This window comes from Bradyrhizobium sp. CB1717 (genome assembly GCF_029714325.1).
Taxonomy (GTDB): Bacteria; Pseudomonadota; Alphaproteobacteria; order Rhizobiales; family Xanthobacteraceae; genus Bradyrhizobium.
Map to the genome: position 1 here is coordinate 8061479 of NZ_CP121666.1, position 19665 is coordinate 8081143.

Consider the following 19665-nt stretch of genomic DNA (forward strand, 5'->3'; position numbering starts at 1 on the left):
GGAACGAGTGCTATCGAAAGGACGGCGTAGTCAAAGACGGCGAAGCCTACGTCATAGCCATCGGTGGAGCTCAACTGGGGGCGATGCCGCTCGACCACGGTATCTCGCGATTGCCGCACGTCGTCGAAGCGGTCCTGCCCGTCGGGCCTTTGGCCTTTCTGGTCGACCGTGACACCGGCAAGATCGGTGGCGGTCACGTATCGGAGCGGTTCGCCATCCGCAACGCCAACGGATCGCCGGTCGCCACGACGCCGTTCGTCGATCCGGCCTATGCCGACGTCAGCGCTGCGATCGGCTTCTCGCGGGATCGTGCATGCGGAGCGAGCCTGCCGATGTACGCGGTACACAACCCTCTCGCTCGGGTACCGATCGCCGCAGGCACGTTCGGCTCTTCGGTAGAGGAATGGCGGGGGCGTGCCGGTTGGTACGACCGGAGAGTTCATGGACCTCGAACGTTCGATCGCCAAAGACCCATAGCGGCGCGAAAGCTCCGATCGGACGATTCGGGCATCGCGTGCGTTCAAATCCCGTCGAGGCACCGTCGGCGACGCAGTCGGCCGAGGAACGCTAATGCGAGATCGAGTCGGGACCGGTTTCGGCGCATCTTCCGGGGATGGACGATGGAGCGATGGGAGACGGCTCCGCGCGCGGCTAGAAGATGTCCCACAACTTCGAGAATGGGTTTCTCGGAATGAACTCCTCGTTCAACACGATCTTCCGGTCGGCCTGCGACAACGAAAGCAGGTCCAACGCCGAAGGATTCGGCACTCTGCCGTACAGGTTCTGCAGGCTCAGCAGGATGCGCCTGTCGAGGTCCCAGTAACCGGCGGAGTAGAAGTGCGGCAGATCGTCCTTCAGGAACGCATGGGCCGATGCCGGAAGCTGGCCACGAACGATTGACGGCCGAAGCTGCGGCAGGACTTGGACGATGAGGCGCCAGCTTTGGCTCGACGACTCGTCGATCGCGGCGCGCAGCAGCGCCGCCTGCATGTTCAGGCGATCAGGTCCCTGCGCGTCGTCGTTCATCTCGGCGAGGCGTCGGGAGATCTCTTCCGACGACTTCGACAGCCATCGCGGATACCGCAGGATGGCGAGCGCCGCGGCGAGCTCGCTGGTCGACGTCGCCCGATCGAGCCAGGAGCCCTTGAGTATCGTCTCCGCAAACGACGGGAACGACTGCAACCAGGAGCCTTCGAGACTTCCCCGGGCGTAAGCTCCGGTTGCGTGACGAAAGACGACGTCCGGATTCTCGGCGATGATCCGGTTCTCCGCGTCTCCCATATTCCGGCGGAGCAATTCCGGGAGAACGTAGCGGCTCGCGACCGGAGCCTCGGAGTCTCTAGGAAAGCCAAGCAGCGCATCGTTGCCGACCTTGCTCAATGTGTCCGCATCGACGAGATCCTCCCGGGCCAGCAGCACGTGGTCGAACATCGATTCCGGAAAGTCGGAAAGAATCGTCGATCTGTCGACGTGCTCGACGACAGCGTCGAGGATCGTCTCCTTCCATGGCGAGAGCGATTCCCGGTTCAGGTCGTACAGCCGCGCGACGACGCCGACTTGCGAGGGCTTCAGGCCCGCCAACCTGCGCGCGACCTGCGCGTCCGTGGGCGCCTCGGGCAAGGATTCCGAAGTCATCAGGCGGAGAAAGTCCGTCGCGGGAATGGACGCTATCAGCCGCGGAGAAGTCGTGCCGAGCCCCATGACGTCGCGCTTGAGGATCGCGCCTTCGGCGGGGTCGACCAAGGATTCGAACACCTCCGCGGCGGCCTCCATCGGCATTTCGTCCGCGTCGCCCCACCCCTCGAAGAGCTCGACGAGCATCCGGTAGCTTCGACGGGAATTGGAGATGTCGCGACCGTAACGCCAAAGAAACCTTCGAAGAGGGGTCACGCGGTTTTGGGCCGCGTCTGACGCCGCGAACGCCACCCAGTCCGCGAAACCGCCGGAGCGGGGTTCGGCCGGCGAGGCCACCTGCACGTCGTAATCGCTCGCGTCGACACCGCGATGCTCCTTCACGGCGGCGGTGCAGAAGGAGTACGTCGCCCGCAAGCGAGGCCATTGCTGCGACCAGACCGCGAGCACCGCCTCCTCGAGGTCGGCGGCGGATCCGGACGGTGGCAGCACGACGCGCTTGCCGGCGTAGTATGTCTCGATGATCTCGGCGATCGGCGAGACGGCGGCGGCCTTGCCGGAGCCGATGTCGATCGGCCCCAACGGTTCGCCGTATTCGTCGGTGCGGCTCCGGTCGGGCCGCCGGAAAAGCGGCAGCAGCGTCGAGAAGGCCGCCAAAGACGCGGTCGTCTTCTGACCAAGGAGGACGACGTGGCTCCAGACGCAGCCGGGGCGCGGCATCTCGGGCGCCGCCCAAGTTCGGAAAACAGCGTACCGACGAGACTCCGGCAGCGGGAGCCCGCTCAGATAGCTCTCGTCGTCGCCGAGACGCGCGCCGCCGGCGAGATCGGTCGCGATGCTCAGTAGGTACAGATCCTTCGGGGGCAGCCGCAGCGACGACGCGATCTGGCGGTGGCCGTCCGCGTAGCCGAACAGCGCCTGGTCGAGGATCTCTGGTGCCGTCGCGTTCAACGCGCGGCCTCTAATCCGGCGAGCCACAGGAGAGGGCGCGTGATGTCGTGCTTCGTCGCGCCGGGACCGACGACGATGACCCGCTCGCTGGCGGGCAGCGTCGCGAGCAGCCGGTCGCGATCGGGCCCGGGGCCGGCGCTCTTCTTTGAAAGCCTGCCGCCCTGAGCCGACACCCCGTAAACCCTGACGTCGGTCACGCCGTCGGAATTCTCCAGATACTGCGACAGCAGCGGATAGCGGTCCTTCAGCCATCTGGCGGCATCGGTCTCGCCCTCGGGCGCCAGATCCCAGGCGGACACCACGACAGCCACCCTCATCGGCGCGGTCGAGAACGGTTCGCGCCTGAGACACTGCAGCAGGTCCACCAGCTGCACCTGCAGCGGCGTCTTCTCCGGCTCCCAAAGATTGGGATCCGGGGCCTGGGCCTCCTCCTCGTCGGCATCGAACGCGTCGAGAATGGTCACCGAATCGTCGTTGCGCCGATCGGCGCTCACGAACAGCAGCATGCCGCGCGCGCCCTTGACGAGCTCCACGAACGGCTCCGGACAGAAGCGCTGGGAAAATGCTTTCTCGAAGGTTTCGCCGGAAAGATCGTCGAATTCGAGCGCGACGTCGGCGCCGGACCTGGCATGCACGAGATTGATCCGGATCTTCTCGACCTGCTTCGATCTGGTGCGCTCGACCTCGTAACCCTCGGCCCACGCTTCGGCAATTTCGCCCAGATAGGCGAACTGACCGGCGTGTTTGCCCTTGGTGAGGGCGTTCGGAATCTCCTCGCTGTCGACCTGGTGCCACAACGCGGCGGCGAACGTCGTCTTTCCGGTATGCTGGAATCCGAAAACCATGTAGCGGGCGTCCACGGCGAATCTCCTCAGGCCTTCGAGAGCATGCGGTCAATCTGGCGAGGCGCGTCCGCGATCGGCCGGGGCGCCACGTCCGGCGGCGGGGCTGGCGAGGTCCAACGAGCGACCAGATCGTCGAGACCGACGATGCCGACCGTGCGATCCGCCTTCGGCAGCGCACAGATCTCGTGCGAGGACATGTGCAGGCCCTTAGCCCGGAAGTCCGACACGATGCGCGCCCGATACTCGTCCCCGTATCCGACGTCGGCCGCATCTCCTCCGCGCGAGACGTCGAGCTTGGTCGACAGGAGCTCGATGTCCTTCGCGTGAGCGAGCGCGCCGTTGTCGTTCAGCGCGTTGATCATCTGGCGGAAGTTGCGGGTGTAGGCGACCCTGTCGTCCTTGGAGCGGAGCCGCGCACCGTCGAGAAGGAAGCATATCCGATCGGCCAGGTCGAATTCGGTCAGCGTTCCGATCAGATCGGTCGAAGCGCGGGCGTCGGCGTAGCTTTCGCCCGAGCGGTCCGCGATAGCCAGGTCGATCGTGCCGCCCGAGGCGCGGGCGAGCGCGAGATGGAAGAAGCTCAGCCCGTCGCGCCGGCTCGTCCTCGGTACCGTCGGCGACGATCGGCCCGAACTGAGGAGCGCGAACGAGTGCAGCTTCGCGAACCCGAGCAAGGTCTCGCTTCCCGCGAAGGTGAGACCGGCGAACGGCCCCTTGCAGTACATCTCGAATATCGAGGTCAGCAGCGTCGTCTTGCCGACCTTCTCCTCCCCGACGAGCGCGACCACCCGCAGCTTGCGGCGACGCGACAAAGCGGACAGTTCCGCCGGGGACAACTTGTCGCTCGACCAGATCGGGACCGGCGGCGGGGCCCGCGGCTCGTCGGGGACCTCGGTCTCGACCGCGTCCTCGACCTCCACGGCGTAGTTGGGACAGCTCTCGACCGGATCGTGCCGGAGCTTGCACTTGCCGTCCGACCCGACATTGCAGCCCGGCTGGCCACAGATGGGTGCGCCGGCGTTCATCGGGTACTACCATCCTGCGCGATCAGCGCGCGCTCGCGGAAGGCCTGAACTCCGATCTCGAACTGGGAGACCTCGACGCCTGCGACGTCCGGAAAGGCCTTGGCCAATTCGGTCTCCCAGGTCTCGCCGACCGCGGCCATCCGGATGGCCGCGTGCACGGGGAACAGGGCCTGGGCACCCGCCGGGAATTCGGCCGCGAGCTTTCCGGCCTCTTCGCGGGAGAGCGCCTTGACGGCAGCCCGCAACGTGGTTTTCGCGTCGCCGTCCTTCCCTGCGGTCCGGCGCAGGATTCCGTGGGCACCGAAGGGACCGGGAAGCTGGCGGACCATCGCGCCGAGTTCGATGCCCGAGACCATCGTCCTCGCGGGGGCCGCGACGGCCGATCGCGGCGCGCCAAGCAGTTCGTGCCAATCGCCGATATGCCACCACAGCATGTCGACCTCCTCGGCCAGGCGCGTCACGTCGGACCTCGTCGTCGAAAGCGAACTCTCCACGTTTTGGGACAGGGCGGCGATGGCTTCGTCGGCCGACGTCATCGCCGCGGCCACAGCGCCCTGGACGTTGGCGCCCGGAACCGGGTTCAGCTGGGCGAGCGCTTCCAGGTCCTTGACCGCGGCCAGCTCCGGAGGCGCCGGCAGTTCGCGGCCGCCGGTCACGCGATGGGTGCGGACGGCTGCCTGAAATGCGGCCGCCGCCTGTCTTGTCGTCACGCCGTCGTCGGCGGAATGCCGCCTGCCGCAATAGGAGGAGGTCAGCACCGCCAAGGGAATGTAGGATCCGAATTCCAGCATGTCCTTCCTCAGCAGCAGGGTGGCCATCCGGCCGGCCTCCTGGGAATCCTTCTTCAGCACGAAATGCGGATCGAATTCGCGCATCGGTTGCTCGAACCAGTCCAGCGCGGCCGGCGGATCGCAGAGGAACGCGAGCCGGCAAAGCTCGTAAGTCTGGGACATGTCCTCGAAGGCGGCCGCGAGCTTGTCGAAGCTCTTCTGCCGCGCCTCGACGAGCTCGCGCCCCGCCCCCGCATCGAGATCCCTGTATGCCCTGATGAAATCGAACTTCGTCATGCGAGCGTTCCCCCTGCCAACATCCCCTCGATCAGCCGGTCCATCTCGGCCAAGGTGCCCTGCTCCTGGCTCCGTTTCACGGCGGCGATCGCGATCTCGTAATCCTTCAGATCCCTGTCACCCGGCCGGTCGAGCTTCATGTGCGAGATCAGCCGGCGTTGCTCGTGCTCCTTGAGCTTGAACAGCTTGATGGTCACGGTTCTGATCGACGGCGGCGGCGGCGCTGATATGGGCATGATCTGCGGCTCCCGCCTGGTTTCCTTATGTTCGCCGGCCGGTGCTTCGACGGCCGCGGCGGGCGCCTCCGGAGCGGACCAGGGCGGCAGATCGTAGCTGTTCTCCCAAACCGGATTGTGATCCGGATCCGGAACCGCCAGAAAGCTATCGACCTCGTACTGGCGTACCCAAAGCCTCACCTTCAGCCGCCGCTTGCCTGACGAGGTCGCGACCGATACGTCGATCCAGTTATAGCCCGGTTTCCAGTCCGGCTGGTCCTTTTCAGGATGCATCGCGCCCGCCCGGATCCGGAGGTGCCGCCTCGCTTCCTCGACCCTCCGGGTATGTTCGTGGCCGAACAACTGGATCTTTGCCATCAGATTGCAGCGGTCTTCGAAGGCCCGCTTGTTCTTGATCCAATTGAACGGATGATGCGCCATGACGACATGGCACACCCCGTCTTCATGCTCGATCTGCGCGGCCGCGGGATCGACGAGCATGGTGTTTTCGGCGTCGGACGCATCCGACACCAAAACCGTGTTGAAGCCCCACAGGCGCAACGTCGATCCGTCGTCGAGCGTCAGGTCCCGCGTCGCATAGGGCCTTGCCGGAGCCTCGCTCGGTTCGCCGGCGCCGTCCACATAAGCCCGCAGAGGACAGAGGAACTTGGCGGCAAAGCGGTTGTAGTTGTCGATCGGCCCGAAGATCAGGTTGGCCGAGAGCTTGTCGCGCATCCACCTGCCTATTTCGACATCGAGCTGGTCCGCCGGCTTGTTCCGGAGCGCCTGCCTTGCGATGACCTGAGCGGGCCCGGCCTCGATCTTGCGGTCGACGTCGTGATTGCCCGGAATGACGAACACGTTCTCGATCCGGCACCCCGCGGCTGGACAAAGCGTCTCTTCGAGCCATCGATAGGCGAAGTCGTACTCCTCCGCCTGCCCGGCGAAGGCGACGTCGCCCGTCAACCAGATGCCGTCGGCCGGTTTGCCGATGTCCATTCGCATGCGCTTGACGTCTTCGACGATGTCGCTGCGCAACGCCTTGTTCGGATCGTCCGGCTGTCCGACCTCCGTCTTGCGGAAATGGATGTCGGACAGATGGATGAAGAGCATTCCGGTCCCCGTATTCCAAAACGGCCCTCGACGGGCTCTGTCGATCACACCCGTCGATCCGCGGGCGGCACGGTACGCATGTAAGGCGGCTTCCGCCGAAACGCCACTTCGGCGCCGGCAATACCGAGCCGCCGGATGACGTCTAGGCTTCCGACCACGGGCGACAGCGGGCTGCCCGCGCGCATCTCACTTCTTCCCGTCGTGATGCCGATCGAGCCACTCGGCGGCGGCCTGCTCCATCACCAGCGAGGCCGTCGTGTCCCTCAGCGCGGCCGCCGACTTGATCCTCTTGATGATCTCCGGATCCATCGAGGTGAGAAGCTGCTTCTTGGTGCCCGCCGGCGGCTTGCGTCCCGGCCTGCCGGCCTTCTTCTTTTCCGCCATCGGTCCGTTGTCCGTACGCTGTTGGATCGGGAAGGAAATTCCACGGGAAGCGGAGGGCGGCAAGCCCCCGGACGGCCGCGCGGCCGATTTTCACACCGATCGGCACCCGAAATACCCCCGAAAGCCCCGAAACATCCTCGGCTCGATAGACCTATTTCAAATATGTCTATCTTGTCCATCGTATCTATTGTGCCCGGGCTGGCCGGCGTCGTCGACCGCTGCTCCGTCCGCATCGCCGCCGCCCTCTCGTTCGGCGAGAGCTTCCGCTTCGAGAGCATCCGCGGCCGGCAGGGCGCCCTGCGGATCCGCTGGGGCGGCCGGCTGTCGGTGGCGAACGAGGCGGCGGTCCGCGCCGCGGTCGACCTCGCCGAGGCGCGCTGCGTCTGCGAGACCTGCGGCGCGCGGGGCCGGCTGTACCGCGGTCCGGCCCGAGATGGAGAACGTGCACCTGACCAGGTGACGGTGCGGGGCCGGCTGCGGGTCGTGGTCGCCGCCCGCTACGACTTCGACACCGACGCCTTCGTCCGGATCGACGACGTCGGGCCTCTCGATCGCGGGGAGGCATGACGATGGCCCAGCGATGCGATTCCGGCTGGCGGGCGAGGCTTGTCGAATCCTATCCCGACCTCTTCCATCCCTGGGCGATCTCAGCGATCGATCTGAACTCCGCCTTCCGCATGTTTGGGATGCGATGTCACTCACGGTCTTAGCGCAATCAGTTCAAATTGCCTTTGAGCTGACGACTCTAACCTTTGAGTTAGGTATAGGGTTTAAACTCTCCCGAGGAGATCGATGATGACTATCGGGGAGCTTGCCCGCCGGACGGGCCTCAGTCACTCGCGCATCCGGTTCTACGAGCGGGAAGGCCTGCTGACGAACATCGAACGCCGGCCAAACGGTTACCGGCGCTATCCGCCGGAGGCAGCCGGCGTCCTCGACCTGATCAAGACGGCGCAGGAGGCGGGCTTTAGCCTGGACGAGATTCGAGCTCTTCTGCCGCTTGATTCAAGCCGGGGAACGCATAAGGCGCTTCTCGACACCCTCCGTTGCCGGGTGGAGACAATCGAGGCATTTCAGGCACGGCTCGAGCAAACGAAGTCGGGGATGATTGCACTCATCACGACGATCGAGAGGAAGCCGATCGGGTCCAGGATTACGGTCCCCAGTAAAGTCTATCGGGTTAAGAGCGACGAGGCGGGCCCAATGGAGGAGGTTATCGAGGAGAAGATGTTCGGGGAGATCGTGATCCGTGAGGTACCGAAGAAGACAGACCGGCGCCGCCGATGACTTACCGTCCCTCCTCGCCCGACGCAGCGGGCCTCCTTGTTTAGCGAGCTCGACTGTGCTGTTTTCATTGGCGACATCGGATCGTCGCGGTTAGCATCTCCCCGTGTCAGCAAGGTGGGTTAAAAACAAATGCTTTACGGTTTTTTGCCTTACGGTTTTTGCGCCGATTGAAAAGGTCCCTATTTGGCGGGCACAACTTGCTTTACTGTCGGAAAGTGACCACTAAAGATGTAGCGGTCGGATTCCGGTACAGTAAAGCAAGCGATGATCAACGAAGCCGGCGGGTAGCACCGCCGGCTTCTTCCTTTTGCGCCGCGTCTTTGCCTGGTTGCGGGGAAAACCCTAGCCAGCTGGTGGACATCGTCGGCGACACGAGCGATGCATGGTCGATGCCCGATCAAGTGACCAAGAAGCCCGTCCCGATACTCGTGCCGTGGAAAGCGGAAGTGATCCCGTACGCCTGCAGGAAGTTTCGCACCGTCCACGTATGCGAGACCGTGCACGCCGAGATCCGTACGCCGGCGCCGGACGAGGCACGCGTCGCCTTCCGTCTTTCGACCTTTCACTCTCGCCGGGAGGGTATCCTTCCGGAGGGCAAGATGGACGTCGTCTACTGCGACGGTGCGTTGTGGTGGCCGGTCAGTCCGTTCACCGAAGACGTGCGCTCGCCGTTCTTCAGGAAGAATCGGGATAACTACATCGGCGCCGACCGGCTTCTGAAAAAGCTCGCCGACGGCTCCGGCGATCTCCTGGCGCTGGCCAGTTTCCAGGACATCCGATCCTACCCCCGTCTCGTACCCTTTTCCGAGCTGCCGCGGATACGGATCTGCAAGGAGCACAACAGGCCGCAGATGAAGGCTCTGGCGCAGCGCCGGGCGTCGGAGAATTTGATGATCTGGAAGGACGGCGCCTACGTCAGAGGTGGCGAGCCCGTCTACGTCCAGCATCCCTTCAATGATGGCCATGCCCATTCCGACGACGGCATGGCCGGCATCGGTGCGGACCGGTCGGTCGATCCCTATGCCGAGGGCCTGCCTTTCGACGTCGGCTGCTTCGAGTACGGACAGCGGGCGTTCATGGCCGGCAAGTTTCAAGCTGCCGACCAGCGGGCGCTTGCCGAGGCCAATCGCTCTCTGATCTCCCGGAGGAGCTCGAAATTCGAGGACCTCATCGAGGTCCTGATGCCGGAGGCGATCAAGCTCGACCGCGCCGCGGTGCGGCTCGACGCCATCTATCGCGCCGTGGACCGCGCGCTGAAGGCCGACAAGGATCCGCTCTGGACGGACCTCCGCGGGCTTTTCGCCGAGGTATCGGCCCGCGGGCCGAAGCGCCCCACGACATCCGCCGACCGGTACCACGCGATCCTGCGCTTCTGCCGCCTCGCCGCCGAGCGGAACGATCTGCCGGAGGAGATGGAGGAGGCCTACGAATGCTTCCTCTCCTTCGAGGAATCGGACGAGATCGCAGCGCTCGGCTCCTTCCCGGTCGCGCCGGAGGACGACGCCGCGCTGGGCGAACTCGGCGAAGCGCGCGCCGGACAATGGGGCGCGGCTTGCTGATCGCGGGAGCTGGCGGGTAACGCCCTCCGGCTTCTTCGGCGTTGAGTTTTCATCCGGACGGGACCAGCTGAGGCGTCCCGTAGACACTCCGGAGGTCGCGAGCAACGGATCGTGCATGCCCGAAGTCACCAGGAGAGTCGTGGACGTCCTGCTCCCCTGGAGCGCGGAATTGATTCCGCGCAGGGGAAGAAAATTGAGGACCGTCCACGTCAGCGAGACGATAGGAGCCGAACTCCGGACTCCCGCGGCGGACGAAGCGCGCGTCGCCTTCCGTCTTTCCTCCGGGCGGTCGCGCCGGGAGAACCACCCTTCGGATGGCGGGACCCAGATCCTACGTTGCGACGGTGCGTTGTGGTGGCCCTTCAGCCCGTTCACCGACGACGTCCGCAGGCAGTTCCACCGCCCGCCCTTTCAGCTCGATCGGAGCCACGGCATCGACGACGAGGGGCTTAGGCGCCACCTCGCGGATGGTGCCTGGGATCTTCTGGCACTCCGCAACTCCCACGGCATCGACCCCTTCGAGGACCTCGTACCCTATACCGCGCTTCCGATCGTGCGCGTCTGGAAAAAGGACAACAAGGAAGAGATGATCGCGCTGGCGCAGCGGCGGGTGGAGGACCTGCTGGTCTGGGGCGGGAAGGCCTTCGTGCGCGGTGGCGAGCCGGTCTATCTCGGCGATCCGCACCACGAATACCTCCTCGCCGGCGTGGCCAACGTTGGAGCCGATCGCTCGATCGAGCCTACCGCCACAGGGCTTCCCTTCGACGTCGGCGGTTGGGCCCATGCCCAAGTCCTGTTCATGCGCGGCAACTTCCGGCGTGCCGACAGCGAGGTCCCGCCGGCAGGCCGGCCTTCGGACTCCGTGATCAAGGTGCTGACGCCCGAGATGGTGCGCCTCGACCACACGGCGGTGCAGCTCGACGCCATCTACCGCTGCGCTCACCGAGCTTTGAAGGACATCGAAGACCCCGTTTGGACCGAGATCCGAGGCCACTTCGCCCAGGTTTCGGCTCGGGACCCGACGGCTGCGGCGACTTCCGCAGACAGGTTCGACGCGCTCGTTCGCCTCTGCCGCCAAGCCGCCAGTCAGAGCGACCTGCCGGAACGGCTCCGCTTGGCCAACGAATCCTTCCTGAAATTCGAAGCCGCGATGGACGCCTCGGCGTTCGGCTCTCCGACCCTCACTGCCGAGGATGACGAGGCCCTCGGTCGCCTGGGCGGAGCGGCCCTGTAGAGGCGGAGCCTTCGGCAGCCTCATAGAATCCGCCGTTTCCTTGGGGACAAAGCGCCGCCGTAGCGCCGAACTCGCCGGAAGCGGACGGGTTTACCACCGGTTCAGCGGCGCGCCACGGCGCGCAGAAAATCCTCGACCCGGTCAGTGATCGAGCCGGGTTCGGCAGCCCGCTCTTGGGCGATGGAAACCGTCTGCGATCCGGGCGGTCCGAGGGTGGCCATATATATGCCGACATGCCGGAGCCGAGCCCAGTCGATCGCCTCCACGATGCGCGGCAGGAACGGGGTCGGCTCCATGAGCACGATCTGGTAGATCCAGAACGACGTCGACGTCGCGATGGCGCGGCCGATGCGGTCGTCCACCGCCCGCCCGGCCGTGCCCGCCGGCAAGTGCATCAGGTCGAATCCTTCCGGCCCGTCCGTCGTCGGGCGCCACCAGGTGAACCTGCAGATCGGGCCGTGTTCCGCCTCCGAGCCATCCGTCCGTCGCCAGACCGGCCGGACCGTCAGCAGCTCTCCCCTGCCCGCTCCGTGACCGCCGGTCTCGATCGCCAGCTTGACCCGGCGGCGACGCTCGTGCCGCGCGGCAGAGAGCGCGTCCCGATCGTGCGAATCCTTGAGGCGCTTTTCGCCGACCAGCGATCGCAGATCCCGCCTCAAGGATTCGACGGTGACGTTTCCGGCGACGACCGCGTCGAGCAGCCGTCGCGTACGCCCCGGCTCGTGGCGGTCGATCATCATCACCGCCTCTAGTCCGGCAAAGCCGGCGTCCATGTATGCCTTCGGGTCAACGTCGAGCTCGGCGGCCTTGGCCTCGATCCAGGTCCTCAACCGGATCTGTCGCATGAGCACGGCTGCCGAGTAGCCGGATGTTGCCGCGAGTTCGGCCAAGGCAGGGGATCGCATCGACGCCGAGGAGCCTGCTTCTTCTAGCGCCTCGCTGGCTGCTCGGGCGACCTCCGCCCAAGCCATTCGGGCGCCTTTCGCGCCCCTCAGACTGCTCTTTCCGCTCATTTTAGCAGCTTAGGCCCGATTATCGGCACATGGGGAATACACTTTGAGTGTTGTTGACTCTACAACAACCTCAGAATAGGAGTCCAGTCATGGTCTCCATTTCGGCCCCGATGCGCCCTTACGGCGCCCCGCAGCTCCACACCGCCAGAGTGCTTCGCTCTGGGCCGGGCTTCGAGCCGTTCGTGACGGTCGAGGGCGTCGACGGCGTGCCGCTCAGTATCGTGACGCGTTTTCTCGCGGGCCACCGCAAGCTCTCGGTCAGCCGTTTGAACAAAATGGCGTGGACGATCGCGAATGTCCTGGATTTGCTCAAAGCTCGTCGTGTCGAGCTTTTGGATTCGATCCTGACCGGTGACGGACTCTGGGATCATCACGTCATCGATATTATCGCAGCCCTGCAGTTTGTCGGCCCTCGCACGGCAGCCATCCGCGGTGCCGACGCGGAGTCCGGTCGGTCCACGGCCCTCCACGTCGGCGACGTCGAATGGATGAACCGCGTCGACATTGCCAAGAAATTCATCGTCTTCGTGCTCAAGCTCTCGCTCCGGGAGCTGCGGCGGGATGCTCTCCAACACGCGCACGCGCGCGACGTCATCGCTGACGTCGAACAACAGTTCGTAGAAGAGATGATCTCGGCGGCGTCAGATCCGCGGAAGGGTTTGGAGCCGGCCGAACTTAAATTCCTGGACGAGGTCATCCACCCCGCGCACCCGCTCAATCCGTGGGGCGTCGATCGTCAGATGCTGTTCGTGATCCTCGTACTGTATCGCCTCCTCGGGCACCGCGCCCGGGAAGTCCTGTTGTATCAGGTCACCGATCTGGTTGACCGAGAGGGTGGCGCAGCATTGCGCCTCCTCCCGACCGATTTGAGATACGACCGTTCCGGAATGCCGGTCTCGCTCAAGAAGTCGCCGCGCTATCTGCGCATTCCTCCCTGGTGCGCGGACCTGCTGCAGGATCTCATCGACAATCACCGTCCCCTCATCGGCGAGCGCCTGAAGGCAAGAGGGAATTTCCAAGGATTGGCGCGGTTCAAGGAGTGCCCGTACATTTTCGTCAGCGCTCGCGGCGGGAGGCTCTCTTCCACTGTCCTTTACGATCGGCTTCGCCTGCTCCGCGAGACGTTTCCGGACAAACTGCCGGCAGATCTGTCGCCCGGCCGGCTCCGCAATTCGCGCGCGGACGAGTTGGTGAAGGCTGCCCGGGAGAGCGGTTTGGACCTTTCCCGCGTCGCCCAGAACATGTTCGGTTGGGAACCCCATTCGATCATGCTCGATCGCTACGCGAACATGGAGGCAGAACGTGCGACCGACGCCTGGCTGCGCAGCCAAGCGAACATGGTCGAGGCGCTCCCGTCATGATCGTGAGAGCGAAGGGCGGCTATGACGTCGACGTCAGCGGAGACGTCTGGACCCTCTATAAGGGCGCAAAGCAGTTCATCATCGATTGGACCCCAACGAAAGACTTGCCGACGCACGTCGTCGACGCAGCCAAGCGCTACGCGACCCGGATGGTGCGTACCGGCGCTGCCTCCTGCGTTCGCGACTTCGTTAATGGAAGCATCAAACCGCTCCTGGAATGCCCTTCCGCACAACTGCCGGCCCTGACTGAGGCTGCCTTCGACGAACTTCGCGCGCTGATCCCGCACGACAAGGCAAGCATCAATCGCTTCCGGAAGTTCTACCGCTGCAGTGTCCGGTTGCGCGGCTTCGATCGCGACTCGTCTGAGGTCATGGACTCGGTGAAGATCGGCGCGCATCGCACAGCGAGCGCGGATCAGGGACGCAATCCTCCCCTCCCCTCCGCACAGTACGAATTCCTGCGCCGGCAACTGGCTCTGCACCGCGCCGCGCTGCCCCTCGATGGTCGGGTAGCGCTCGGTTACTCGCTCGCCCTCGGTCCCAACGCCGACCCGATGTCGCTCGCGCGCGGTGCCGACCTGTCGAATAGCCACGAAGGACCCAAGTTCGGAGTGGCGCAGCATAAGAAGGGGCACAGTAAGCCGCGGTCCGAGCTGCGCGGCCTTCCCATTGACAACCATCTCGCGTGCGACATGCGCCTGTTGGCTGCGCGGAACGCCGAACTCGCATCGGCGATGGTCTGGCCAGACGGCAGCATTGGGCTGCCCGATGGTGTCGCCGTGCCGCTGTTTATGCGTTCGGGGCCGAAGCCTAGCCACGCAGCGGCAAATTGCCCGGAACGCCAGTATGCATTGCACATGACGGCTAACGAAGTCTCCGTCCTGCTCCGTGAAACCGTCGTCGCCTTGTGCCGCCTGGTCGGAGCGGACCCGATCCACATGACTGCGCGCACGGGCAAACGCACCGTGATGACCGAAGCCCAGCGGCATGGACTGCCCGCCGAAGTCATCGCCCTCATCGGCGGTCACCAGAGCACGCGTCACATCGGTCACTACGCCGCAGAAGGCATACTGGTTCTCGACCAAGTCCAGAGGGCGCTCGGTGACCGGCTCGTCGGTCTTGGCGAATCGTACGTGCCGGTTGCTCCCGCACTCGAGGATTCGCCCGACGGAATCGCGTTGAAGTTCCGGAAGGTCAGGCTCGGGGCGAATGATGACTGAAGTCCACGGAAGACATAACCGGTCGACGCGCGGCGAACGGCTCCGCCGACCGCTCCCCATCGCGCTCGCAAGGCGCGACATGGGCCCTGATCCGGAACTGAATCTCACTCAGATGGAAGCCGCCGCACGATCGTGCGGCGCATTCGGTACCGACCTCGTTTTCGACGCCGTGCAATGGATCATCGCGGACGCCAAGGCGACGGTCTCGCGCGAAGCGCATGCACTGTGGTTCACGGAGCTGCCCGGCGGCGAAGAAGCCGAAAACGAAGCGAAATTGCGTGCGCCGTTCGCGCCGGCATATTCAAACTTCGTCAAGAGCTTGGTGCGGCTGCTTGAGCACAAGGAGCATCACGGTCCGCCGACCTACGATCGCATCATGCGCGCAGCCCGGTGCCTGTACGAACCTCTCCAACAGCGCGGCGTCTCGTCGCCCGCCGAGCTGACGACCTCGGACTTCGAAGACGCCGAGTGGACGGAAGGATATTCCGACCACACGCGGTACTGTCTATCGTTCGATCTCTACACGATCGCCCATGTTTGCAACGTGTACCGTCTGACTTGGGATGAGATCGAGTACGAACCGAGCGTACCTGCACCGACGCAGGAAACCTCGGCGAACTCCCAAGACGCGTCCCTGCCGAGTCCGGCGGTGTTCTCGGCCCTCGCCCGGATCGACTCGGAAGCCCGCTCGCTTTCGGACGTCGCCATGATGAGCGTGGTGAAGGTCATTCAGTGGACGACGCTGCGGGGCATCGAGGGCCTTCAGCTCGGCATCCACTGCGAACGCTTCTTCGTCGACGGGCGCGAGACCTCGGCCGCCGAGTACGACGCCGCGGATCCCGGACTCCGCAAGTACGGCCTCTCCTTCTACGACGTCAAGAACAAGCGGTACGATCACAAGGCGATCATTTCGGAGGTGGTTCCGATCGTGAGAGACGCCATCGCCACAGCTAAGATCCTCTCGGCGCCTGCCCGCGAGATCGCCCGCCATTACGAATCCGGCGCCGGCGCTTGGCTGCCCGCTCCGTTGAGGGATCGCGAGCTGATGCCGGTCGAGGATCTGGCCGAACCGCTGTGGAAGTCGCGGCAACAGATGACCGACTGGCTCGGGAGACACGAGGTGCCGGTCCTGGAAGAGGCCGTGGCGCGCGTCGACCTCGAAGAAGGGCTCGCCCGCACGCCGGCCGGCTGGTCCCGTACGCGGCAACTTCACTCCGCGGCAGCCGACTTCATTCGCAACCACCCCGGCCCATACTTCACCTGCGCTGAACTCTCCGCAGCGCTTCCGGTGACCGAGCTGCGGCGCTGGCTGCGGAAGATGGGAGTGGCGGTCAGGCCACGCTGCATCGCAAGCAGCGATCTGAAGCGCGTGGTCGCCGAAATGCATCGTCCCGGAAGGGGTCTCCCGCAGCCCTTGTCCGAGACGCTGTTCCTTTTTCCGGAGCATTTCTTCGCGACGGCGCGGCAGACCTTCATGCCTGTTGTGCGGCCCATCACCATCGACCAGTTGCGCGTTTGGATGCGTGGATCGAAGTACGCCCATTCCGTGTTCCGCCGCTACGATAGCCGGGAGGCAAACGGCGATCCTATCGTGGTGTTGCCGCATGCATTCCGCCGCTGGCTGATCACGATCGTCGGATCCGGCCGCATCTCGCTCGCCCAGCTCAGGGAATGGACGGGGCACGTGTCCATCACTGCCGTCAAGGGTTACGTCCGCGAGACGGAGGCCGAGATCGCCGAAAAGGTCATGCACGCCTTTCGGGCCACGAATGTCGAGCGGATGCCGGAACACTGGCAGACATGAGTGAAAAGAAGAAATTGGAGCCGAACGATATCGAGCTCATTCTCGGATGGATCGACGAACAGACGAGCAAGGTAAAGTTCCCGGCGATCAAAGAGGCGTGCCCGAGCATCATCGGCAAGGAGTTCTCGATCGTCGCGCTTCGCAAACGCGCCATCGTCGAGAGAGTGACCGCGAAGAACGATCGCATCCGGCTCGGCGAAATCACGAGCATCGACGAGCTTCCGTCCAAGCGGGACATAGAACGAAACTTGCGCGCGCGCGTGCGGGTGCTGGAGGCGCACAACGCCAATCTTCGTGGGTACATTCTCACCATGACCCTTAATGCGCGGCGCCTAGGTTACTCGTTCGACGAGCTGGAACGCAAAACAAAGGTTTCGACCAAGATTACCCGGGAAGCGCACGAGCGTCATGCCAAGGAAATCGAGGACAAGACGAGATCGAGAATCGAGAAGCAGCGCGAACACGAGCGAAGCCTCGACGCAGCGCAAGCCGATCGGAAGAAGAGGCGTAGGCTCGCAAAGCGCGGAAAACGACGGGGCGATGAGGAAAACGATGAATAGGAGGCACCGCGACATGCAGTCGAACGAACTGATGACGTCCGACGACAGGCCCTCTCTCGATCCCTTCACCATCTCGTTCATGCGAATGGCGGTGGGACTCTGGGCCAAGGGTCTTCCCGATCCGTCCATCCAAGGCGTCCGCAAAGCGGACGCGCTGGCGCTCACGACGAAGGTCACGGGCAAGGTGTACGCGCAGGACGACTCGCCGAGGCCTTCGCGGACCTCGACGCCTGTCGCGAGCGGCTCAGCGCCGCCCGCCCGCGGATCGGAGTCTGACATGCCGCTACTCTTTCCTCACCCCTGCGAAGGTCTTCCCGCCTCGGCCAGGAAAGCCTTCGACGTCGCAGCCGCAGGTGCTGAGCCCAAGGCCGCAAAGAAGACGCTGTCTTTGCTCGTCGAACGCGGTCTTCTCGCCCGACATGCCCGGCAGCATTTCTTCAACGATCGGCTGCCGCCCATGGTGAGCTACGTGTACAGCGTGCCGATTGCGCACCACCTGGCGTGGTGCCAGCACTGGGCTGCACCGCGTGCACCGACGGCGAGGCGTAGGCGTCGCAGCAGGCGGGCCGGTGACGACGAGCCGACGCTGTTCTGACGCATACGAGGTCCCGCGAGGAGAGAGCACATGAAGAGTTACGACAATCCCAAGCCGATGCCCGCTGAAAACCGTTCCAAGTCGCGGACGGATAATGCGGTTCCGATTTCTTCGCGCTACTTCCGCATGAACGATGTCCGGGCCCATGGAGGCCTCTATTCGGCTGCCTATCTCGCTTTCGCGGCGCCGCCCATGACCAGCGTTCATCAGGACCCAACCAGCGCCGTCCGCACGCTGTCCGACTTCCGCCGAACCATGACACGAAGGATCTAACAATGACGAACGCGACCATCGAGTACTCCAAGTCTGGCGGGACCATCGTCAGTCGTGGGGCGATCGAGGAGACCGACAAGGATAGCCGGCGCTATGCCAATCTCGAAGATATCTGCGGGGGGCAGATTACTGTCGATCGGCTCGATATCTTTCGGAAAGCGATTCCGGAATTCCACCTGTTCATCGAGATGATGGGCAAGCTTCTCGCGCCGTTAGAAGACGAAGACCGCGGCATTCCCGATGCAAGCACCGCCCAGCCGGGCCGAGACTGACGGTCAGCCGAGCAGCAACCCGCACACGCCCAGGAAGGACCAGAAGCATGGCCAGATATATCGTCGCCGATCCTGATGTCGGCCCCGGCTGGACGCACATCTGGAGAATTCAAGAGGCGGCCGGCCGTTCTATCGACGTGGAACGGTCCTGCCGGTTCGCGTTCGACCGACGCTTGGCTCGCCTCGTCAAGGTCGATATCGATGTCGACGGCATCATGGTGCCGGCGTCGGAAGCGGAAAAGACGACCTGCTCGACAGTTTGCTCAACGCAAATTTCGCGGCGATTGAAGATCCGGAATCGCACGGCCTTTCCGTGAGCAGAAGCCTGCCTGAATGGTGCAGGAAAGCCCGGACGGCGAACCGCAGCCGGAAAGCTCCCGATTTGTTGCGCCTCATGATGGAGACCGACAAGCAGGGCGAAATCATGTTTGAGCGCGCGCCGCACCGCCGGCCGAATGGAGACTGACGCTCATGCCGCAGACCGGAGTAGATTGGGAAACCTTCGAGATCCGTCGGATCGTGAACTACGACATGCGCCTGCGCTTCGCATGGACGATAATAGAGTATCTCGAAGGAGTATGCGCCGACAACCTTCCCGAAGACATGGAGCGCGAAGCCAAGCTGCTCGCGGCCTCCTTGCCCGGGGTTAGACTGAGGGAAGTGGTCCGCAATATCCGCGGGATCCGGGACTACGAGGCCCTCAAGTCGCATTTGGACATCGACTACTCCGCGATCGAAGAATATGCCGGCCACGGCGACGTGAGCGCGCTCGAAGGATGGCTGCTCGCGCAGCGCAGCGACGACGGCGCGCTCGCGATCTGCAGGTACGAGGCCGATCCGCATGGCCACTTCGCGAGCGACGCCGAGGCCGCCTCCTATGTCCTCTGGCGTGCAGTAGAGGGCTCCGATTTTCACCAAGAAGTCATCGGCGTGGTCGGCGTCCCCAGAAGCTACTCCGTCGACATTGTCCCGTGGTCGCATCGCTCGATCAGGAACAATCCGATCGAGCTCGCATCGAATGGCAACGCGCTGAGCCGAGGCCGCGTTATCTATCGTCTGATGATTTGGTGGGCAAGACCGATTCCTATTTGGCAAGCCTGTGGCATGTCGCCCAAGCCAATCCGGCCGATACTTTAAGGACGAGGAGGCAGGTCAGCTTGCGGAGGCGATCGGAAGAGAGATCATTCAGCGCTTTCTGCGTAAGACCCCTCCTGGAGCCACAGCGGCGCGCGTTTCAACTGGCCCGACTTCATCT

General features: G+C 64.2%; 20 protein-coding genes. 13 read left to right on the top strand and 7 right to left on the bottom strand.

The window, feature by feature from the left end:
• Nucleotides 1-651: 651 nt before the first annotated feature.
• The 6 genes from QA649_RS37405 to QA649_RS37430 all read right to left on the bottom strand — a co-directional run bounded on the left by QA649_RS37405 (nucleotide 652) and on the right by QA649_RS37430 (nucleotide 7232).
• Nucleotides 652-2583, bottom strand: coding sequence for a hypothetical protein (locus tag QA649_RS37405; protein WP_283021526.1), 1932 nt, complete (start codon nucleotides 2581-2583; stop codon nucleotides 652-654).
• A complete protein-coding gene (locus tag QA649_RS37410) occupies nucleotides 2580-3443 on the bottom strand; it encodes a hypothetical protein (RefSeq protein ID WP_283021527.1) in 864 nt (287 codons plus the stop codon). Before QA649_RS37410 ends, QA649_RS37405 begins: the two co-directional genes overlap by 4 nt.
• Nucleotides 3444-3454: 11 nt before the next feature.
• Nucleotides 3455-4453 carry a hypothetical protein gene (locus tag QA649_RS37415; protein WP_283021528.1) on the bottom strand — a complete coding sequence of 333 codons (999 nt, stop codon included), beginning with the start codon at nucleotides 4451-4453 and terminating at the stop codon, nucleotides 3455-3457.
• Nucleotides 4450-5520 (bottom strand): GTPase-associated system all-helical protein GASH, encoded by a 1071-nt coding sequence (locus QA649_RS37420; protein ID WP_283021529.1) that lies wholly within the window; start codon nucleotides 5518-5520, stop codon nucleotides 4450-4452. The genes QA649_RS37415 and QA649_RS37420 overlap by 4 nt, the downstream gene beginning before the upstream one ends.
• Complete coding sequence (locus QA649_RS37425) at nucleotides 5517-6848, bottom strand: metallophosphoesterase (protein ID WP_283021530.1); 1332 nt, start codon at nucleotides 6846-6848, stop codon at nucleotides 5517-5519. Before QA649_RS37425 ends, QA649_RS37420 begins: the two co-directional genes overlap by 4 nt.
• Nucleotides 6849-7034: 186 nt before the next feature.
• On the bottom strand, nucleotides 7035-7232 hold the full coding sequence (locus tag QA649_RS37430) for a hypothetical protein (RefSeq protein ID WP_283021531.1): 198 nt from the start codon (nucleotides 7230-7232) through the stop codon (nucleotides 7035-7037).
• A 171-nt stretch (nucleotides 7233-7403) separates the two neighbouring features.
• On the opposite strand from QA649_RS37430, the gene QA649_RS37435 reads away from it, so the two are divergent.
• The 4 genes from QA649_RS37435 (at nucleotide 7404) to QA649_RS37450 (ending at nucleotide 11312) form a co-directional block, all read left to right on the top strand.
• A complete protein-coding gene (locus tag QA649_RS37435; protein WP_283021532.1) occupies nucleotides 7404-7799 on the top strand; it encodes a hypothetical protein in 396 nt (131 codons plus the stop codon).
• Between the two features lie 228 nt (nucleotides 7800-8027).
• Nucleotides 8028-8519: a MerR family transcriptional regulator gene (locus QA649_RS37440; protein ID WP_283021533.1), complete on the top strand. Its 492-nt coding sequence runs from the start codon at nucleotides 8028-8030 to the stop codon at nucleotides 8517-8519.
• A gap of 389 nt (nucleotides 8520-8908) precedes the next feature.
• Nucleotides 8909-10078 (top strand): hypothetical protein, encoded by a 1170-nt coding sequence (locus tag QA649_RS37445; protein WP_283021534.1) that lies wholly within the window; start codon nucleotides 8909-8911, stop codon nucleotides 10076-10078.
• A gap of 115 nt (nucleotides 10079-10193) precedes the next feature.
• On the top strand, nucleotides 10194-11312 hold the full coding sequence (locus tag QA649_RS37450) for a hypothetical protein (protein WP_283021535.1): 1119 nt from the start codon (nucleotides 10194-10196) through the stop codon (nucleotides 11310-11312).
• Between the two features lie 101 nt (nucleotides 11313-11413).
• On the opposite strand, the gene QA649_RS37455 is transcribed toward QA649_RS37450, so the two are convergent.
• The gene (locus QA649_RS37455) at nucleotides 11414-12202 is read right to left on the bottom strand and encodes a hypothetical protein (RefSeq protein WP_283021536.1); all 789 of its coding nucleotides are present in this window, start codon (nucleotides 12200-12202) and stop codon (nucleotides 11414-11416) included.
• A 212-nt stretch (nucleotides 12203-12414) separates the two neighbouring features.
• On the opposite strand from QA649_RS37455, the gene QA649_RS37460 reads away from it, so the two are divergent.
• From QA649_RS37460 to QA649_RS37500, 9 genes are all read left to right on the top strand, one after another.
• Nucleotides 12415-13686: a hypothetical protein gene (locus tag QA649_RS37460; RefSeq protein ID WP_283021537.1), complete on the top strand. Its 1272-nt coding sequence runs from the start codon at nucleotides 12415-12417 to the stop codon at nucleotides 13684-13686.
• The gene (locus QA649_RS37465) at nucleotides 13683-14906 is read left to right on the top strand and encodes a hypothetical protein (protein ID WP_283021538.1); all 1224 of its coding nucleotides are present in this window, start codon (nucleotides 13683-13685) and stop codon (nucleotides 14904-14906) included. Before QA649_RS37460 ends, QA649_RS37465 begins: the two co-directional genes overlap by 4 nt.
• Nucleotides 14907-14985: 79 nt before the next feature.
• Complete coding sequence (locus tag QA649_RS37470) at nucleotides 14986-16710, top strand: hypothetical protein (RefSeq protein WP_283021539.1); 1725 nt, start codon at nucleotides 14986-14988, stop codon at nucleotides 16708-16710.
• Complete coding sequence (locus QA649_RS37475; protein WP_283021540.1) at nucleotides 16707-17270, top strand: hypothetical protein; 564 nt, start codon at nucleotides 16707-16709, stop codon at nucleotides 17268-17270. The genes QA649_RS37470 and QA649_RS37475 overlap by 4 nt, the downstream gene beginning before the upstream one ends.
• A 13-nt stretch (nucleotides 17271-17283) precedes the next feature.
• Entirely contained in the window at nucleotides 17284-17865 is a 582-nt protein-coding gene (locus QA649_RS37480; RefSeq protein WP_283021541.1) for a hypothetical protein, read from the top strand.
• A 30-nt stretch (nucleotides 17866-17895) separates the two neighbouring features.
• Entirely contained in the window at nucleotides 17896-18138 is a 243-nt protein-coding gene (locus QA649_RS37485) for a hypothetical protein (RefSeq protein ID WP_283021542.1), read from the top strand.
• A gap of 2 nt (nucleotides 18139-18140) precedes the next feature.
• Nucleotides 18141-18410 carry a hypothetical protein gene (locus QA649_RS37490; protein ID WP_283021543.1) on the top strand — a complete coding sequence of 90 codons (270 nt, stop codon included), beginning with the start codon at nucleotides 18141-18143 and terminating at the stop codon, nucleotides 18408-18410.
• Nucleotides 18411-18457: 47 nt separating this feature from the next.
• A complete protein-coding gene (locus QA649_RS37495; RefSeq protein WP_283021544.1) occupies nucleotides 18458-18727 on the top strand; it encodes a hypothetical protein in 270 nt (89 codons plus the stop codon).
• Nucleotides 18728-18881: 154 nt separating this feature from the next.
• On the top strand, nucleotides 18882-19547 hold the full coding sequence (locus QA649_RS37500) for a hypothetical protein (protein WP_283021545.1): 666 nt from the start codon (nucleotides 18882-18884) through the stop codon (nucleotides 19545-19547).
• The last annotated feature ends 118 nt before the right edge of the window (nucleotides 19548-19665 follow it).

Bases quoted from the DNA above. Each gene is read 5' to 3' on its own strand.
- QA649_RS37430 (WP_283021531.1), bottom strand. From the start codon at position 7,232: ATGGCGGAAAAGAAGAAGGCCGGCAGGCCGGGACGCAAGCCGCCGGCG.
- QA649_RS37415 (WP_283021528.1), bottom strand. From the start codon at position 4,453: ATGAACGCCGGCGCACCCATCTGTGGCCAGCCGGGCTGCAATGTCGGG.
- QA649_RS37465 (WP_283021538.1), top strand. From the start codon at position 13,683: ATGATCGTGAGAGCGAAGGGCGGCTATGACGTCGACGTCAGCGGAGAC.
- QA649_RS37475 (WP_283021540.1), top strand. From the start codon at position 16,707: ATGAGTGAAAAGAAGAAATTGGAGCCGAACGATATCGAGCTCATTCTC.
- QA649_RS37490 (WP_283021543.1), top strand. From the start codon at position 18,141: ATGACGAACGCGACCATCGAGTACTCCAAGTCTGGCGGGACCATCGTC.
- QA649_RS37460 (WP_283021537.1), top strand. From the start codon at position 12,415: ATGGTCTCCATTTCGGCCCCGATGCGCCCTTACGGCGCCCCGCAGCTC.
- QA649_RS37470 (WP_283021539.1), top strand. From the start codon at position 14,986: ATGGGCCCTGATCCGGAACTGAATCTCACTCAGATGGAAGCCGCCGCA.
- QA649_RS37420 (WP_283021529.1), bottom strand. From the start codon at position 5,520: ATGACGAAGTTCGATTTCATCAGGGCATACAGGGATCTCGATGCGGGG.
- QA649_RS37480 (WP_283021541.1), top strand. From the start codon at position 17,284: ATGCAGTCGAACGAACTGATGACGTCCGACGACAGGCCCTCTCTCGAT.
- QA649_RS37445 (WP_283021534.1), top strand. From the start codon at position 8,909: ATGCCCGATCAAGTGACCAAGAAGCCCGTCCCGATACTCGTGCCGTGG.
- QA649_RS37440 (WP_283021533.1), top strand. From the start codon at position 8,028: ATGACTATCGGGGAGCTTGCCCGCCGGACGGGCCTCAGTCACTCGCGC.
- QA649_RS37485 (WP_283021542.1), top strand. From the start codon at position 17,896: ATGAAGAGTTACGACAATCCCAAGCCGATGCCCGCTGAAAACCGTTCC.
- QA649_RS37495 (WP_283021544.1), top strand. From the start codon at position 18,458: ATGGCCAGATATATCGTCGCCGATCCTGATGTCGGCCCCGGCTGGACG.
- QA649_RS37450 (WP_283021535.1), top strand. From the start codon at position 10,194: ATGCCCGAAGTCACCAGGAGAGTCGTGGACGTCCTGCTCCCCTGGAGC.
- QA649_RS37500 (WP_283021545.1), top strand. From the start codon at position 18,882: ATGCCGCAGACCGGAGTAGATTGGGAAACCTTCGAGATCCGTCGGATC.
- QA649_RS37425 (WP_283021530.1), bottom strand. From the start codon at position 6,848: ATGCTCTTCATCCATCTGTCCGACATCCATTTCCGCAAGACGGAGGTC.